The sequence below is a fragment of the Pseudoalteromonas sp. CF6-2 genome (genome assembly GCF_021729425.1).
GTDB classification, from domain to species: Bacteria; Pseudomonadota; Gammaproteobacteria; order Enterobacterales; family Alteromonadaceae; genus Pseudoalteromonas; species Pseudoalteromonas arabiensis.
In genome coordinates this window covers 141,950-158,541 of sequence record NZ_CP091443.1, presented here as the reverse complement: position 1 = coordinate 158,541, position 16,592 = coordinate 141,950, and the positions used below count along the sequence as shown (strand labels likewise).

The window sequence follows — 16,592 nt, the reverse complement described above, 5'->3', positions numbered from 1 at the left end:
GCCCCCTTAAAGTAAAAGAGCAAAATGCCCTATAGTGATAATTAAATAGCAGTTTTTTCTGATATTTCTCCAACAATATCTAACAATTGCTCTTGAAGATCAAATAAATATTTGTCTTGAACTTTGGTTTCAAATTTTAGCTTTTTATACATAGATTCATGTTCCTTTGCTGACCATTTATAGCGATGAACAAATTGTACGTCTGATGGTTTTACCTTACCCCAAGGTGTAGTCATCACGTTGTTGTGATATGAAATACTGCATTCTGCCCACGGGCCTGTGTCTGGTAAATAGCCGCGATACATTATCCAAAGTAACTTTTCGACTGGTTTACTCGCTTTGTTCGCTTTTACATATCTTCTTACTTGACGTTCACTTACTCCGAGTTCTTTAGCTCCCTTTGCGTAGTCATATCCGAATAGCGTAACAAACTGCAATTTAAAGTTGCCCATTGTGATTTACTCCTTTATTAAAAATCACAATGCGCACTCCATTTAACTTTTTTTGGTTTATCAGAAGGCAATCAACTTTTTTTAAAGACAGACTAGGGCAGTGAGTGCGATTGGCTTTCTCACTGAATTGATACCCGACCCTAATAAACAGTCTATAAAATGGAAACCGATAAGCGATAAGATGTGGATTTTCTGGAATGCATGACATGGCTTCGCCATCCTCCAAGAACTGAGGCCGCAAAGATGGTCGGTACGTAATAATTGAATGCAATATTACGTACCACGTATGAAATTACGTAATTTATTACGTAACAGTAAGGTGATTGCTAACAGAATAGCTAAGCCCCTCCCGCGTTGCGGGTCCCTCCCAGCTATTCTGTTAGTTCATCCGGTGCTTCATCAAAAACACCAACCTTTGGGGAATCGCAAGTAATGAAGTCATGGTATTTGCGGTACTTAATTTCGATAACACAACTAGAGCGTACTGCTACGGTATAGCCTGCAAGGATTAAGTCTCGCAGTGATATATCGAATACATGCTGCCCGTTTTGACTGGCGCTGATGTAGTAGTTCTTAGTAATTTTCCCTAATTCGGTGTACTCAGCCCAGCCAGCAATATGAAGCCCGACCTTATAAAATGGGTGTCTTTTCTCTTCTGCTTCCTGCTCTTTTTCTTGTTTATCTAGCATGGCTTTGATTTCTTGCTGCTGTGCAAGTATCTGGCTTGTAACAGGTGGTTGCGTTTGTCCAGTTGCAGCGTTTGCTGGAATAGACGCATGGTTTTCAGATTGGACTGTCATGCCTGAGTTTGAAATAGCATGGCTGTTTTGTTCATCTATTTTGGTTTGTTTTTTAAAGCCCAGGTATAAAAGGAATAGGGCAACGATAAAGAAAACAATAGATCCTTTTATGAACCAGTTGTCATACCATTTTTTAATATCACTGGGTGCGGCTTCTTTTACGCTTTGGTCACTTTTAGTGTGCGACTTATAAAACTTAAAATACTTGGCTTCGTACTCACGTTCGTGAGTAGCAACGACCGTTGCATTGGATGCTGCCGAACCATCATGCACTTTTAAAATATATTTATCATCCTGACCCATCATTGATTTTTTAATGGCGCGGTAGTGATTGGCCACTAAGTCGCGTATGTCTCTATCTACTTTCCTAAAGTTTTGCGTAATCAACATGATGTCGAAACCGTAGTGACGATGCATATCATAGAACTGTTTAACTTCCTTATCAGTGCCTTGTTGAGGAAGGGCTAAATGACATTCATTAACAAAGAAGTAAACGCGATTACCTTCTTCGTTTTGCCAATCTTGATACTGTAAATAGTGCTCTTTTTTAGAAAATGGGCGTTGACCGCCGTAGTTGTGAAATTCACCGTCAATGATTTCGATTAAGTCGCGGCAATGCTCACCATACACAGCACAAAAGTGGTCTACATCAAGCGGTAAATTTGTGACTACTTTTCGTTTATGCTCTGTTACCGTTGGAATGATATGACGAACGACCGCTTCATAACTTTTACCGCCGCCCGTTTTACCTGAAATACCGTGTATCATGATTAGCTCCCTAAGCGCGTAAATGGAATAAGTTGTAATAAGAACCGCAGTGTTAACGAGATAATAATCATGCTCATTGCTTGCGATAAACCGAGTGATGAGGCATAAAACGAGACAGCTGGCGGTAGTGAATTGATGTGCGATGCAATGTCTAACCCTGAAAAAACACTGTCCAATCCATGTATTGCTAATATTGATAAATCCATGAATTGCTCAAAAATCCAAATGGCAATGTCTTTTAAAAATTCAACAATTGTTAAAAGTAAGCTGTAAGCAAATTCTTTTGCTTCGTTCCATGTTTCCTGTAACCAATCAAGCATGATGCTAACCTCCAAAAATAATACGGCGACATAGGAAAGCCGCTGAAATTAAAATAAACACTTTAAGAATGGCTAACAGGCCAGCATCAGGAACGGGGAGTTCAGCACAACCAAAATCCATGTTTGAACCCAAGTTAAAACAAATTCGTGTATCGGGTGCTGAACCGCCGCCGTTGAATTTAAATTGCTGTAAAAACTGATAGGCTTCTGTTTGTTTAAATTCCGCTGACTTTTCTTGCCAAACCCCTGTGAAACCTTCTTCATAAGAAGATTCATAAAAGCTTGCTGAGTTTTCAGGGTTAAAGGAATCACTTATCTCAGTCTCAGAAATGGATTTAAGAATTTCAGCTGTATTTTCAGATATGCCTAATGTGTTATTGGCTGTTTTAGCGGTATTCGATGCAATGGCCGCTAGTGAGCCGTTGCCTTTCATTTGCTCTTTAGTCATGCCCTCGATACCTGTTTTAATCCCCGTTAATCGAGAATTACCAATACCTATTTTTTTATCTAATCCATACAGTAGGTTATTTGTTTTTGTTGAATCGGGTGTTTCATCATTCGGATCGTTTGGGTCTTTTGTGTCATTGCCTTTTTGTGGGTCTTGATTTTCATCAGGTATACCATCCCCGTTTTTATCAGGGTAAGCACATACATATTGACCATTCACAGAGCCACATCCAGCAGGGCATTGATTCATCACTTTGTCACCCGCACTGCCTTTTACAATAATACGATTGCAAACATCGTTAGGGTTAACAGGGCAAACTGCATGGGGGTCAGTTGTGCCAACAGTGGCACATGCATTGGGATCATCTGGATTATCTGGCGGTGTTATATCAGGTTCAGGATAAGGCGGTTCTTCACCAGTACATTGCTCGCCTGTTTGTTCATAGCCAGAGCCGAAAGGGTTCTTTTTAAATTTACATTGAGAGCCGCTAGCTGTTGTATAGCAAACTGAGCCGCCAGCAGGTACGTTCAAAGAATCGTTAGGTGGTAAGAAACTATTATTTCCAAATTCATCACAATCACTTGGGTCAGGTTCTTCTGGTTCTGGGGCTTTTGGTTTTGCGCACTGGTTTTCAACTTTAATTGTGTGCTCTGGGTAATTATCAGGAGGACAGAAATAAGTTTCTTCGCCTGAAAGGTTTGCAGCATAAAGGCTTAGCTTGGATGAATATACGGAATCAGGAGTTGAAGGGTCATCAAAAACAGTTTGTACATTTTGGTAACCCTGAACCGTACCATTCTCTAACCTGCAAAAAGTGTCCTTGTAATATGTAGTGTAATAACCCCCGCGAACCTCACTTTGTGGTACTTGAGAGACGGCTAATTCACAAGATGCTAAATCATTTTCAGATTTTGTTGGGCCACAAACTTTTGTTGTACCATCGTAAGAAGTACCAGCGCGATAATAACCAGAGCAGGGAACCGTATCTACCTTTGCAGGTACTAACGTATCTAAATCAGGCTCATCGGCATAAACAAAAAAAGCGCTAAAAAGCGCCATTGCATAAAGAGTTATTTTCATTGGCTGCTATCCCCAACCGAAATTTTTACAAACTATGTAACCAGCGATTGCCCCTATCATTGCGCAAAGCGTATAGATAAGGGCGACTATTAGGCCGCCCATGTTTATGCCTTAAGCTTTAGCAACTGCACGCTTGGCAAGAGTGATACCCTTGTAAGCCAGTGCAACGCCAACGATTAAAACACCTGTTGCACCTACGAACGTTGCAACGCCTGCCATATCTACTGCTGCGAAAATATCAGTCATGTTGATTTCCTTTTTAAAGTTTATTTATAACCATTCGAGCCGCTTTTACTTTGTAAGACAAAAACCCGAAAAAAATGACGAGGCCGAAACCCCACGTGAATGACTCTCCAATTTCAAGAGCCGTTATCTGAATGCTTTCGACATAGGCCGCCGCATCATGACTAGGCACAAGCACATAACCCGTGCATTGCTCTAGTGTTTCAGCGGTTGGGCTGAGTGTGCCGTCAGCATTGAGATAAATACATTGCATTACTAGCTTTTAACCTGCTTTGTTTCAGGTGGTAGGCTATGTAAGCGGAAGCCTTTCCAATCCATCTGGCGAGCAACGTTTGCCCCTTCGTAATACTCGATATTGAGTAAGACAGGCTTTAAGCCCCAGCCGTTAGGGTCTGATTGCATGTGTTCTAATTGCTTGTATGTACCGTCTGCGTATTGATCTGCTGAAACTTTCACAGACAGAATTTGTGCAGGGTTTTTAGTGTGTAGCTTAAACTCTGCGGTTGTAGGCAGTGAAGCGCCTTTATCGTCAGTACGGTTAACAGGGATTAAATCTGTGATAGCGCCTTCAATATTCATAATAAATTTCCTTAATCAGTGGTCTTAAAATTAAAAGTTACAGTTAATGACACAAGTCCAAGTTCGCGATTTCATCGCTCATAATGTTGCCTGCCAGTGCTTCGTAATCCATGAACAGGCACATGTTTTGATAGTCCTCTAAAACACAGGCTTCTAAGAATTGCATTTCTTCTTTGGTCGGCTCGAATAAACGTCCATCGTCATGCCAGCCTTGAATCTGCTCTGATACGCCTATCATGATTTTGCGCTGAGCCTTAATGTCGGTTTCAGTCAAAATCTGTGAAGTACCGCGACGAGTGATAACAACAACGGCATCCCATGCCACGCCCAAAATACGGTTGGCTGGTTGGTCGCCGTATTTGGTGGCAAAGTAGGGAGATTTGGTTTCGCTTCGGCTTATTTCCCCTGTGATTTGGTCAACAATGTCAGGGATTTGATAGTGCAGTCTTAACGTTTGGTCTTTACGTTTAACTTGAACTCCGCCCATTGCTAAACAAAAGGCTTTCCAATCAGATGAATCAGCTGCTTGGCGAACCTTTTCAAGGGCGTATTTTGATACTGTATCTAGTGTGGTTTTCATTGCGTTTGCAACCTCGCATTTGCCTTGTTCGCCTTGGCCTAGTCGTCTAAGTTCACGCCATAAACTGACAGATGGACCACCTATTTGCTGAAAGCGTCTAATGTTAAATGTGCTTGCCCATGTTGATGCACGTTCTGCAGCATCAGCAGGGAGTACCTTCATTTCACCCGCTTGTGAGCAAGTGACTTTATCAATGCAATCACCCGTTACCGCTTTAGTGATGTATTTAGCAATGTAACCAGCCGCAGAGCCTTTTTTCTTGTTAATGGCAATGGCTTTGAAGCGGGTTGATGTTGTTTTAAATTCATCAGGTGAATCGTGTGTTGCAAGCTTGCGTAATATTTTACGCACTTGTATTGCTTCGCCTTTTTCCATGAATAAAAGCATGTGCCAGTGTGGGCAACCGTCATGATGTGGTTCAACAACACGAAAACCGTATGGTCTTAAATCTTGCTTAGCGAATAGGGCGCGGGCACGTTTCCAAATATCGTTAAAATATTCTTGTGCTTCTTGAGGGGTTGAGCCGTTATATTTTTTGTTTGGTATGCCTGTATGGTGTACCGAATGAAAACGACTAGGCGCTGAGATTGTATAAAATTCCCCACGGTGGCCATGCATGTCCGCCAGTTCTTCAAAGCCACGAATACGAACCATAAGTTCGGCTGCTTGTTGTTTGCCCGAAGTGTGAGAGCGTTCAACAATTGATTGCAATGATTCAAACTCTTCAAACGGGTTTGAATCATTTGGAACAACAAATAAATCAGACATAATTTGCTCTGATTTACGTTTTCTATCACGGCGGTTTTGAATGGTTGGTTGTGAGACATACGCACTTGCTTTTTTATGTACGAGTCTTAAATCACGCGCTAATTGTTCGATGGTTACAGCTTGGATTTTGCGCAGTTTTCTACGCCACCAAATAGGGTCTGCAAAACGGTTAAGCGCCCCAACTAATGATGTTGCTGATAGGTTTGAACAGTAAGGTGAAACAAGTACCGGTGCATCAATCGTAAATGAATTTGCTAATTCTTTTAATTGTGTAAATACATGTAAGTTATGACCATTTTTAGCGATTTTAAGCTCACAATAACGCGCTTTTTTTTCTGCAATATCGCAAATTTCATCATCTGAAACCGATAAATTGATGTGTCCAAACTTCACATTTCCCAGTTTTAACACTTCATCTGCACGCTTCAAACGGGCGTTTGCATCGGCTAAATTGCTGAATTTTTCAGCTAAAAAATAGCCCGTACTCAGCATGTGAGCAAGGTTAGAATGGCGTTCAAATATACGATTTCGCCAAGTTTGATAGTCGAAAAAACGTTCTTTCATTGGCTTAGATAAATTCTCGAAAACGTCTTTTGCTGTATTTGCTGGGTGCAAATTTGCCGTTAAATTCATTGCTGCATTTAACGGGAAAACTTGAGCGTATTGGTTAGATGATAGTGCCGTCATGTGCTTATTTCCCAGACGTATCTAAATAAGTGCTCTTAGTAATTGCGTTAATAGCCAAAAGCGCAGTAATAATTAAAAACAAATAAAAGCCGAGATAAATCGTTAAATAGGCAGGGTCAGGAATATCGATTGAGAATGAATCGAGTAAATATTGAGATAAAGTTTGGTTTAGCTCATGTAATTTAGTGAAACTCATATCCGTATTCCTTGTTAAACTTAATGCACAAAGTTGTGCAATGGCGCAAAATGTAGCGCACAATATTGTGCAACGTCAAGAATATATTTTACATTTTTGTGCGCTATAATTAGTTTATAGAGGAGATATATATGTCATTTAGTTACCAACTTATTGAAAAATACAAAGAATTCATGGGCTATTCACAAGACAAACAAGTTGTTGCTGATTTGGATAGTGTTACGTCTGGTTCTTTATCCCAAATCAAACGGGGTGAAAGGCACTTAACTGCAAATCAGTGTATTTTTCTGGCTAATAAAGTTGGAATAGATCAAAAAGAAGCTTTATTGAATTTGGCTATTGAAAAATCAAAAACCAAGGAAGAAAGTAAAGTTTGGTCTGATATTGTAAAAAAGATTAGCGCTGCGTGTATTGCGGGAATCCTTGCAGCTGCGAGTCTTACTGGTCAAGTAGCGACCCCGCCTTTGCGGTATCGTAGATAGCCCATAAATTACGTTATGTTAAATTGGTGAGAATAATTAAAAGTGGGAGTTAAGTTGCTAACTAGCCCACTTTTAGAAGGGTTTTTTAAAGGTTAATTTAGCTCAGAATCTACCCAGAATTTCGTGCCTTTTAATACTGCTTGTAGTGCAAGTCCATTTTCGGTTAAAGAATAAACCGTAACTTGGTCTGCAATTGCTTCCGCAACTAAAGCACCACCTTTTTCTTCATATTTAGCTGCAGCATCAGCGTTACCGCCGAATGCCCAACCGTGTTCAATAAAGCGATTTACTGCGGCTTGGTTATGAAAAACCATGACTACATTAAAGTCTTTAACGCCTAAACCTAAGCCTAAACCAGCTTCACCCATGTTCATGTAAGTTGATTTACCTGTCAGATTATTTTTAACTACACCATAGCCGCCACCAAAGCTAGCTAAAACAACATTTACATTGGCATTATCAAAAACGGCATAACCTGCAGAGTTAGCAATTTGTTGTTTTACATCAGGCTTTTGTGCGTAAAGCTCACTTAATGTATTATTTTTCATGCTTTGTACTAGAGCACGTTTCTCATCGGGAGATGCACTACCTGTAGTAGCACAACCTGTAAGGATGGTTGTAACTAAAATGAAACTTATAGTAATAAAATTTTTCATACATATTCCTCGAATATTTGTATGGCAATGGTTAGGATAAATATAGACTAATAAAAAAATATTTAAAGTCCAATACTAGACAGTATCGGACTTTGTGTTAGTCTTATAACTTGTTATTTTACAAGATATTTAATCATTATGCTCGTTGCTCTCGTCGATACACTTAAACAATTGCGCTACCAAATTGCCCATCTTGAAGATGATACTCTTGCTACAGAATATCCTGAACTTGCTCACTTTATACATCAAGTTGGATTGACTGTTGCTGAATCAAGAAAAGACTTAACTTTTCTATATCAATTTTTGTATGTGTATGGCCGAAAATCAGAAGCAACATTTAATCGCTTTCGAAATGAACTTGAACGATTCTGTTTATGGGCATGGTTGATTGCTGAAAAATCGGTTTTTGATCTAAAGCGTGACGATATTGAAGCCTATGTTGATTTTATGGTTGAACCAGATTCAGCGTGGTTATCGAACTCAGTACAATGGCGTTATAAAGATGAACAAGGTATTAGAAAACTAAATACTAATTGGCGCCCTTTCATTAATAAAGAAAATATAGCAAGCCAACAAACTTTAGCAGCTATGTTTACAGCATTAAATGTGTTTTATAAGTTTGCTATTTTAGAAGAAAAAACGTTTGCTAATTTTGTGCCGGTTGTCAAAAAGAATAGTCCTTACTTAGTTGTACAATCGCAAATTAAAATCCCCGATACACTCAGTGATATTCAATGGGAGTATGTATTTGGTGTAACGCGTGACCTATGTGATCAGCAGCCTGATTTAGAAAGAAATTTATTTACACTAGCTTGTTTGAAAGGTTTGTATTTACGTATTTCTGAGTTATCTGAAAGACCACAGTGGTCGCCGGTTATGTCACATTTTTGGCAAGATAATGATGGCTTTTGGTTTTTAAGAATTATGGGTAAAGGTAACAAATTACGTGATGTAACTTTAAGTGAAGATTTTATCACTTACCTCAAACGTTACAGATTATACCGAGGCTTACCTGCCCTCCCCCGTGTTGATGAGGCCGAACCATTAGTACACAAAATTCGTGGAAAAGGTGGCATGACTGTTCGACAAATTCGTCGGTTAGTACAGCAAAGTTTTGATTTAGCAAAACAATCATTATTAGATGATGGTTTTAAAGACGATGCGGAACAACTTGAAGCGGCAACTGCTCACTGGTTAAGGCATACAGGTGCAACTCATGATGCTCAAACAAGACCGCTTAAACACTTATCGGAAGATTTAGGTCATGCAAAAATTGCTACGACTGATCAAATTTATATTCAAACAAATATAAAAGAACGCGCAAAGTCTGGAATTAAAAGGAAAGTTTAATGGAATATACCATACTCACATTAGTTGGTTTAGCTTTGTTATTTTACTCACTGACAATTCGTCAGTTAGAACGAACAGAAATAACCGGGCCAATGTTTTTTGTGTTGGTTGGAATTGCAATGTCTTACTTTTTACCGAGTGAGTTCAAATTAGGCGAAGCAGGGCTTAGTGAAATTTTACCTTTAGTTGAATTAACTCTAAGTATTTTTTTATTTACCGATGCAGCAAAATCAAAACTGACAGTATTAAAACATAGTTATCAGTACCCTAGCCTGTTACTCTTTGTCGCTTTGCCAATGACATTACTGTTAGGTGTTGCAGGTGCGTTGTTTTTCTTTTCTGAGTTATCACTTTTTCAATCTGCTTTGATTGCTATTATTTTAACGCCGACTGATGCAGCCCTTAGTAAAGGTATTTTGGAATCTACGGCGGTACCAGAAAAAGTTCGCGAAGGGATAAATACAGAAAGTGGTTTGAACGATGGCCTTTGCGTACCCATTTTTTTAGTTTTACTTTTATTAGCTCAAAATCCAGAAAGTGCGGTAACTACCGTTGATACCCTACTCGTTTTTGCAAGAGAGTTGGGTGTTGCACTTTTTATTGCTGGTGTGTCGATAGCAGTGTTTATTCCACTTTTAAAAATTGCATTAGCACGTCATTACTTTGCAAATAATAGCAGTCCATTTTTATTGATTGGTTTAGTAATGGCTATTTTCTCTTTGACACAAAATTTTCATGGTAGTGGTTTTATTGCCGTTTTTGTAGCGGGACTATTATTTGATTACTTAGCTCCTAGAAAAATTCGTTCAACATTAGTCAACGACTCAGAACATATCGCGGAATTTGTTGCACTATTAATCTGGTGTTTATTTGGCTTTGTTTGTGGTCACTTAATTGTGAATGACATTACTTGGCCAATTGTTTTTTATGCGCTATTAAGCGTGACGATTTTTAGAATTGTGCCCGTGTTACTTTCACTTCTATTCACTAATTTAAATCTCAAAGACAAATTTACTTTTGCTTGGTTTGGTCCACGAGGTTTAGCGTCTATCGTTTTCACTTTAATGGTGATGGACACAGATATTGTGAACAAAGAGCAAATTGCTACAGTAACCTTAACAACAATTTTATTTAGTGTTTTTATTCATGGCATGAGTACCAAGCCCATTGCAAAAAGTTACCAAAAATAAAGGCGCGTTAAGCGCCTTTATTTTTTATGAATTTAATAACACTTTAATTTTTAAAGTAGCTCTGCAATTAATTGCAGTGGGTGTTTTGGTTTAAACTTTTCATAGCGTTTTACTTGGCTACGACAAGAAAACCCAGTTGCTAAAATAGTTTCAGGCTCATTATTAGAAATAATTGGTTGCCAACTCATTTCATAAAGAGCGCGTGAATTTTCTTGGTTTTGTTTTTCGTGGCCATACGTTCCTGCCATACCACAACAACCCGTACTGGTAGTGTCTAGTTGTAAATTTAGATCAGCAAAAATAGATTGCCAAACTTTAGATGCATTTGGCATGGCTGTTGTTTCAGTGCAATGACTTAACAATTTAAATGGTGAATCGTTTTTAGTGGCAAGTGAAACCTGTTTAAAGTTTTGGCTTTGAAGCCATTCATGTGCAAGTTCAACTTTAAAATCGCCACGGTCATCTTTTAAAATCGATACATATTCATCTCGGTAACACATAACCAAGGATGCATCGAGCCCAACTAGTGGTGCGTTGATTTCAGAAAGTGAATTTAAAAACTCCGCTGCATTTTTTGCTGTCGTTTTAAATTCATTTAAAAAGCCTTTTACATGCTGTGCTTTACCATTTGGTTTAAACGGTAATAGCATTGGTTTTTTGCCTAACGCTTTAATGACTTTGATAAAGCTTTCGACTAATTCGGCTTCGTAAAAACTAGTAAATGGATCTTGTACTATCAGAACATACTCGGCTTGCTCTTCTTTTGAAAGCGAATTAAGTAATTCAAAATTGAATTGCTGACTTTTTGAAATACGTTTAGAAAGTTGCGGGACGCTCAAAGTTGGCGTATCAACATAACCAATGGTATTTTTAATTAAACCTGAAACAATTTTAGTGTTTACTATTGGATTCAAAACTTTAGCAAATTTTGCCATGACAGGTGCAGTTTGCTCGATGCCTGCCACTAAGTAATCTTTTACAGGTCGTGCATAATAACTGTGATAGAAATTTAAAAACCTTGAACGAAATGTTGGCACATCCACTTTGATTGGGCATGCAGTGGTACATGCTTTACAAGCTAAACATTCGTCCATAGATTCTTTCACTTCGTGGGAGAAATCATAAACGCCCTTTTGCTTATCACGACTATGTTGATAGCGTTCCCACCAAGTGATCACTTCGCCATTGATCAATTCCTTTTCAACATTGAGCAAATCAATATTTTCTGACTCTTGAAGTCGTAGCCATTCACGCATTAAACTTGCGCGCCCTTTTGGCGAATAACGGCGGTCACCAGTAACTTTATAAGATGGGCACATTGGTGATGTTTCGTCATAGTTAAAACACAGGCCATTACCGTTACAGGTCATAGCGTTATTAAATTCTGTTTTAACATTGATAGAAATTTCTTTATCGAACCAAGCTCGTTTTTGATCGTCAACAGAAACTAGTGAGTCTTTACTTTCGAGTGGAGTACAGATTTTACCAGGGTTTACTCGGTTATTTGGATCAAAAGCCGCTTTAATTTTTCTTAATTGTGTAAATAGATGTTCGCCGAAAAATTCAGGGCCATATTCACTACGGTACCCTTTGCCATGCTCCCCCCACATTAAACCACCATATTTGGCAGTCAATTTAACGACCTCATCTGAAATATGACGAAGTAATTTTTCTTGTTCAGGGTCACACATATCAAGAGCAGGTCGAACATGTAATACGCCAGCATCAACATGGCCGAACATACCATATTGAAGATTGTGTTTATCGAGAAGTTCACGAAACTCAACAATAAAATCTGCTAAGTTTTCTGGAGGAACTGCAGTATCTTCGGCAAAAGCTAACGGTTTTTGGCTGCCTTTTACATTGCCTAAAAGACCCACAGACTTTTTACGCATTGCATAAATTTTTAAAATATCAGCTTTGTCATTAGTTAACTGATAACCAATGACACCATTCGTTTGTTTTTCAACACACTCATCAAGTAACTTACATAGAGTATCTACTTTATCCTTTATGTCTTCTGGTGAAACCGCATTAAACTCAACCATGTTGAGCCCTTGCATATCTTTGTTTTCAACATCGGTTATTAAGTCCGATACTGAGTGCCAAATAATATCTTCTCGAGCAAGGTTAAGTACTTTACTGTCGACTGTTTCTACAGAAGTCGCATTTGCTGCGACTAAGAATGGTGAATGACGAAGAGCAGAATCAAAGCTATCATATTTAATATTGATTAAAGTCTTGAACTCAGCAATGGGTGTAATGTTAAGTTTTGCTTCAGTAACTATACCTAAAGAACCTTCTGAGCCAGTAATTAATCGACTCATATCAAAGGTTTGTAAATCATCAGAAAAAATATGTTCTAAATCGTAGCCGGTAAGAAAACGGTTTAAACGCGGGAATTTTTCTAAAATAGCATCACGGTTCTCAAGGCCAATATCGATAACTGTTTTATATAACTTACCCACTGTCGTGTTTTGTTCAGCAATTACCTTAGCTTTTTCTAAAGGTATGGGAGTCGTTGACATTTCAGTGCCGTCAACAAGGTAAGTTGTAAGACCTAAAACATGATCACTGGTTTTTCCATAAACTAAAGATCCCTGACCCGATGCATCTGTATTTACCATTCCGCCAATTGTTGCTCGGTTACTAGTTGATAGATCAGGTGCAAAGAAAAAACCGTAAGGACGTAAAAAGTCATTTAATTGGTCTTTTATTACACCAGTTTGAACGCGCACCCAGTTTTCTTCTACATTGATTTCTAAGATTTCACGCATATAGCGAGATAAATCAACAACTATTCCAGGGGTTAGCGATTGTCCGTTAGTACCTGTACCACCCCCGCGTGGACCAAATGTCAGTGATAAAAACGGATCACGTGAAGCAATTTGCATAGCCAGTTGTATGTCTTTTGCTGACTTAGGGAAGATGACACCTTGTGGAACTTGTTGGTATACGCTGTTATCAGTCGATAAACTTAAACGTGTTGAAAAGCTTGCATCAGTATCACCACTAAACCCTTGATTTTTAATAGTCTCTAAGAAATTAGAGACGAGTTCTGTGGCGGCTTGTTGTTGACTTATTGTTGCTATCATGACGGTGATAAATTAAGGCATTTTACAAATTATATCATGCTAATAGCTAAGATAAATTGAAGATTTTACAGTTTGTAACACTCTTTTTATCGATTTCGGGTGCAATACTTTTATACTGTGTATTAAAGCAGCAAATGAGATAGCCATATGAAAAAATTTGCATTAATCAGTTTAGGTGCCTTGTGTATGTTATTGGGTTTAGTGTTTGTGATTATACCTGGCCCATCGTTGATCTTCTTTATTGCTGGGCTTTTCTGTTTATCTTTTTACTATCCTAAAGCGCGTGATTATTTAACCCTGTGTCAAAAGGCACTGACTAAGTCATGTGCTTATATTGATAAAAAACTTGCTCGTTGAATTAAAGGTCAACATGCCCTTAGAACTAACAAAAATGCCAGCTAGATGCTGGCATTTTTTATATTAGATACTTTAATTTAGACAAATAAAGCGCTTAGTCTGCTAATTTCTTAGCAAGGTATAGCCACGTTTCTAATACGGTGTCAGGATTAAGAGAAACAGAATCAATACCCTGCTCAACTAACCAAGCTGCAAAGTCTTCATGATCTGAAGGACCTTGACCACAAATACCTACGTATTTGCCTTTGGCTTTAGCTGTTTGAATAGCCATTGATAATAGTTTCTTGATTGCTGGGTTACGTTCATCAAATAGATGAGCAATCAGACCTGAATCACGGTCAAGACCTAATGTTAACTGAGTTAGGTCGTTTGAACCGATAGAGAAACCATCGAAATACTCTAAGAACTCATCCGCTAGTAACGCGTTTGATGGTAATTCACACATCATGATCACTTTAAGACCATTTTCGCCACGTTTAAGGCCATGTTCTTCAAGTAATTCAATAACGCGCTTACCTTCTTCAAGTGTACGAACAAATGGGATCATAATTTCGATATTAGTCATACCCATTTCGTTGCGAACGCGTTTAATTGCTTCACACTCTAACGCGAAACAGTCGCGGAAATCTTCAGAGATATAACGTGCTGCACCACGGAAACCAATCATTGGATTTTCTTCTTCCGGCTCATATTGCTGGCCGCCAACAAGATTTGCATATTCGTTTGACTTGAAGTCAGACATACGAACAATTACACGCTCAGGTGCAAATGCACAACCCAGTGTTGCAATACCTTCAACCAGCTTAGAAATATAGAATTCTACAGGTGATTCATAACCTGCCATCATTTCTGAGATTTCAGCTTTAAGCTCGTCTGATTGTGCATCAAAGTTAAGAAGTGCTTTAGGGTGAACACCAATCATACGGTTGATTACGAATTCTACACGCGCTAAACCAACACCAGCATGTGGTAAGCGTGCAAAGTCAAATGCACGATCAGGGTTACCCACGTTCATCATAACTTTCATTGGTAATTCTGGCATTTCATCAACGCGCGAAGTAAGTACTTCGTAATCTAAAATACCTTCGTAGATATAACCTGTGTCGCCTTCGGCACATGATACTGTTACATCTTGCCCCGCTTTAATTAAATCAGTTGCATTACCACAACCAACAACGGCAGGAATACCTAATTCGCGAGCAATGATTGCTGCATGACAAGTACGGCCACCACGGTTTGTAACAATCGCAGCTGCACGTTTCATGATAGGTTCCCAATCAGGGTCAGTCATGTCAGTAACTAGAATGTCACCTTGTTGTACTTTGTCCATTTCATCAATTGAATCTAGTACACGAACTGTACCTGAGCCAATTTTATGACCGATTGCACGACCTTCTACTACAACAGAACTTGTACCGTTTAATTGGAAGCGCTCCATTACGTTCGCGTCTTCGTTCGAGCGAACTGTTTCTGGGCGGGCTTGAACGATGTAAAGTTTACCGTCGTTACCGTCTTTTGCCCACTCGATGTCCATTGGACGACCGTAGTGCTTTTCGATGATCACAGCTTGCTTTGCAAGTTCTTGAACTTCAGCATCTGTGATTGAGAATTTGTTTGAAAGTGATGAATCTACATCAACAATTTCGACTTGCTTACCATGTGATTCATCCGCAGAGTAAATCATTTGGATTGCTTTCGAACCGATATTACGGCGAACTACTGCTGGTTTACCGTTAGCAAGAGTTGGTTTGTGAACATAAAATTCATCTGGGTTTACAGCACCCTGTACAACCATTTCCCCAAGACCATAGCTTGAAGTTACAAATACAACATCTTCAAAGCCAGATTCAGTATCAATACTGAACATAACACCTGAAGCTGCTTTATCTGAACGAACCATACGTTGGATACCAGCTGATAAGGCTACACCACGGTGGTCATAACCTTGGTGAACACGGTAAGAAATTGCGCGGTCATTAAATAGTGAGGCAAACACGTGTTTGATTGCAGTCATTACTGAATCTATACCACGTACGTTCAAAAACGTTTCTTGTTGTCCTGCGAATGAAGCGTCTGGCATGTCTTCTGCTGTAGCAGACGAGCGAACTGCAAATGAAACATCTTGTGATGCGTCGCCATGTAATTGGCTATATGCGTCGCGGATGGCTTGGTCTAGGTTAGGTTGGAACGGTGTATCGATAATCCATTGGCGGATTTGTGCACCGACTTTAGCGAGTGTATTTACATCATCCACATCCAGTGTGTCTAAAATATCGTGGATTTTTGAGTTTAGCCCTGATTGTTCAAGGAACTCGTTGAATGCATCAGCGGTTGTAGCGAAACCACCTGGCACTTGAACACCAGCGTTAGCTAGGTTTGAGATCATTTCACCCAGTGAAGCGTTTTTACCGCCAACACGTGGAACATCTTGCATACCAAGCTCTTGATACCAGAGAACGTATTCTTGCACGGATCTTTCTCCATAAAACAAATTGTAGTACTAACTGTGAGAGTTAAGAAAGAAAACCTTCTAAAAAGGTC

General features: G+C 39.1%; 16 protein-coding genes. 4 read left to right on the top strand and 12 right to left on the bottom strand.

The annotated features are described in order from the left end of the window. Nucleotides 1-41: 41 nt before the first annotated feature. The 9 genes from L3Q70_RS17430 to L3Q70_RS17395 all read right to left on the bottom strand — a co-directional run bounded on the left by L3Q70_RS17430 (nucleotide 42) and on the right by L3Q70_RS17395 (nucleotide 6,921). Nucleotides 42-452 carry a hypothetical protein gene (locus L3Q70_RS17430; RefSeq protein ID WP_237115563.1) on the bottom strand — a complete coding sequence of 137 codons (411 nt, stop codon included), beginning with the start codon at nucleotides 450-452 and terminating at the stop codon, nucleotides 42-44. A gap of 371 nt (nucleotides 453-823) precedes the next feature. Continuing rightward, entirely contained in the window at nucleotides 824-2,020 is a 1,197-nt protein-coding gene (locus tag L3Q70_RS17425; RefSeq protein ID WP_237115562.1) for a zonular occludens toxin domain-containing protein, read from the bottom strand. Between the two features lie 2 nt (nucleotides 2,021-2,022). After that, nucleotides 2,023-2,340, bottom strand: coding sequence for a VSK receptor (locus L3Q70_RS17420; RefSeq protein WP_237115561.1), 318 nt, complete (start codon nucleotides 2,338-2,340; stop codon nucleotides 2,023-2,025). A gap of 4 nt (nucleotides 2,341-2,344) precedes the next feature. Then, nucleotides 2,345-3,868 carry a hypothetical protein gene (locus tag L3Q70_RS17415; RefSeq protein ID WP_237115560.1) on the bottom strand — a complete coding sequence of 508 codons (1,524 nt, stop codon included), beginning with the start codon at nucleotides 3,866-3,868 and terminating at the stop codon, nucleotides 2,345-2,347. A gap of 111 nt (nucleotides 3,869-3,979) precedes the next feature. Beyond that, a complete protein-coding gene (locus L3Q70_RS20355; RefSeq protein WP_008467240.1) occupies nucleotides 3,980-4,114 on the bottom strand; it encodes a membrane protein in 135 nt (44 codons plus the stop codon). A 13-nt stretch (nucleotides 4,115-4,127) separates the two neighbouring features. Next, nucleotides 4,128-4,364: a hypothetical protein gene (locus tag L3Q70_RS17410; protein WP_237115559.1), complete on the bottom strand. Its 237-nt coding sequence runs from the start codon at nucleotides 4,362-4,364 to the stop codon at nucleotides 4,128-4,130. A 2-nt stretch (nucleotides 4,365-4,366) separates the two neighbouring features. Next, nucleotides 4,367-4,690 (bottom strand): hypothetical protein, encoded by a 324-nt coding sequence (locus L3Q70_RS17405; RefSeq protein WP_237115558.1) that lies wholly within the window; start codon nucleotides 4,688-4,690, stop codon nucleotides 4,367-4,369. Nucleotides 4,691-4,733: 43 nt separating this feature from the next. Further along, nucleotides 4,734-6,725, bottom strand: coding sequence for a replication endonuclease (locus L3Q70_RS17400; RefSeq protein WP_237115557.1), 1,992 nt, complete (start codon nucleotides 6,723-6,725; stop codon nucleotides 4,734-4,736). A 4-nt stretch (nucleotides 6,726-6,729) separates the two neighbouring features. Then, nucleotides 6,730-6,921 (bottom strand): hypothetical protein, encoded by a 192-nt coding sequence (locus tag L3Q70_RS17395; RefSeq protein WP_237115556.1) that lies wholly within the window; start codon nucleotides 6,919-6,921, stop codon nucleotides 6,730-6,732. A gap of 131 nt (nucleotides 6,922-7,052) precedes the next feature. On the opposite strand from L3Q70_RS17395, the gene L3Q70_RS17390 reads away from it, so the two are divergent. Then, on the top strand, nucleotides 7,053-7,403 hold the full coding sequence (locus tag L3Q70_RS17390; protein WP_237115555.1) for a DUF3693 domain-containing protein: 351 nt from the start codon (nucleotides 7,053-7,055) through the stop codon (nucleotides 7,401-7,403). A gap of 92 nt (nucleotides 7,404-7,495) precedes the next feature. Here the strand turns inward: L3Q70_RS17390 and L3Q70_RS17385 are convergent, their stop codons facing one another. Next, nucleotides 7,496-8,059: a YSC84-related protein gene (locus tag L3Q70_RS17385; RefSeq protein ID WP_237115553.1), complete on the bottom strand. Its 564-nt coding sequence runs from the start codon at nucleotides 8,057-8,059 to the stop codon at nucleotides 7,496-7,498. A gap of 138 nt (nucleotides 8,060-8,197) precedes the next feature. Between L3Q70_RS17385 and L3Q70_RS17380 the strand changes: the two genes are divergently transcribed. Both L3Q70_RS17380 and L3Q70_RS17375 read left to right on the top strand, forming a co-directional pair. Continuing rightward, complete coding sequence (locus L3Q70_RS17380) at nucleotides 8,198-9,409, top strand: tyrosine-type recombinase/integrase (protein WP_237115551.1); 1,212 nt, start codon at nucleotides 8,198-8,200, stop codon at nucleotides 9,407-9,409. Beyond that, entirely contained in the window at nucleotides 9,409-10,599 is a 1,191-nt protein-coding gene (locus L3Q70_RS17375) for a cation:proton antiporter (protein WP_237115550.1), read from the top strand. The genes L3Q70_RS17380 and L3Q70_RS17375 overlap by 1 nt, the downstream gene beginning before the upstream one ends. A gap of 50 nt (nucleotides 10,600-10,649) precedes the next feature. On the opposite strand, the gene L3Q70_RS17370 is transcribed toward L3Q70_RS17375, so the two are convergent. Next, nucleotides 10,650-13,694, bottom strand: coding sequence for an FAD-binding and (Fe-S)-binding domain-containing protein (locus L3Q70_RS17370; RefSeq protein WP_237115549.1), 3,045 nt, complete (start codon nucleotides 13,692-13,694; stop codon nucleotides 10,650-10,652). 147 nt (nucleotides 13,695-13,841) lie between these two features. On the opposite strand from L3Q70_RS17370, the gene L3Q70_RS17365 reads away from it, so the two are divergent. Continuing rightward, nucleotides 13,842-14,051 carry a PGPGW domain-containing protein gene (locus L3Q70_RS17365; RefSeq protein ID WP_062567872.1) on the top strand — a complete coding sequence of 70 codons (210 nt, stop codon included), beginning with the start codon at nucleotides 13,842-13,844 and terminating at the stop codon, nucleotides 14,049-14,051. Nucleotides 14,052-14,145: 94 nt separating this feature from the next. On the opposite strand, the gene ppsA is transcribed toward L3Q70_RS17365, so the two are convergent. Further along, nucleotides 14,146-16,521 carry a phosphoenolpyruvate synthase gene (ppsA, locus tag L3Q70_RS17360; protein ID WP_062567871.1) on the bottom strand — a complete coding sequence of 792 codons (2,376 nt, stop codon included), beginning with the start codon at nucleotides 16,519-16,521 and terminating at the stop codon, nucleotides 14,146-14,148. Nucleotides 16,522-16,592 lie beyond the last annotated feature (71 nt).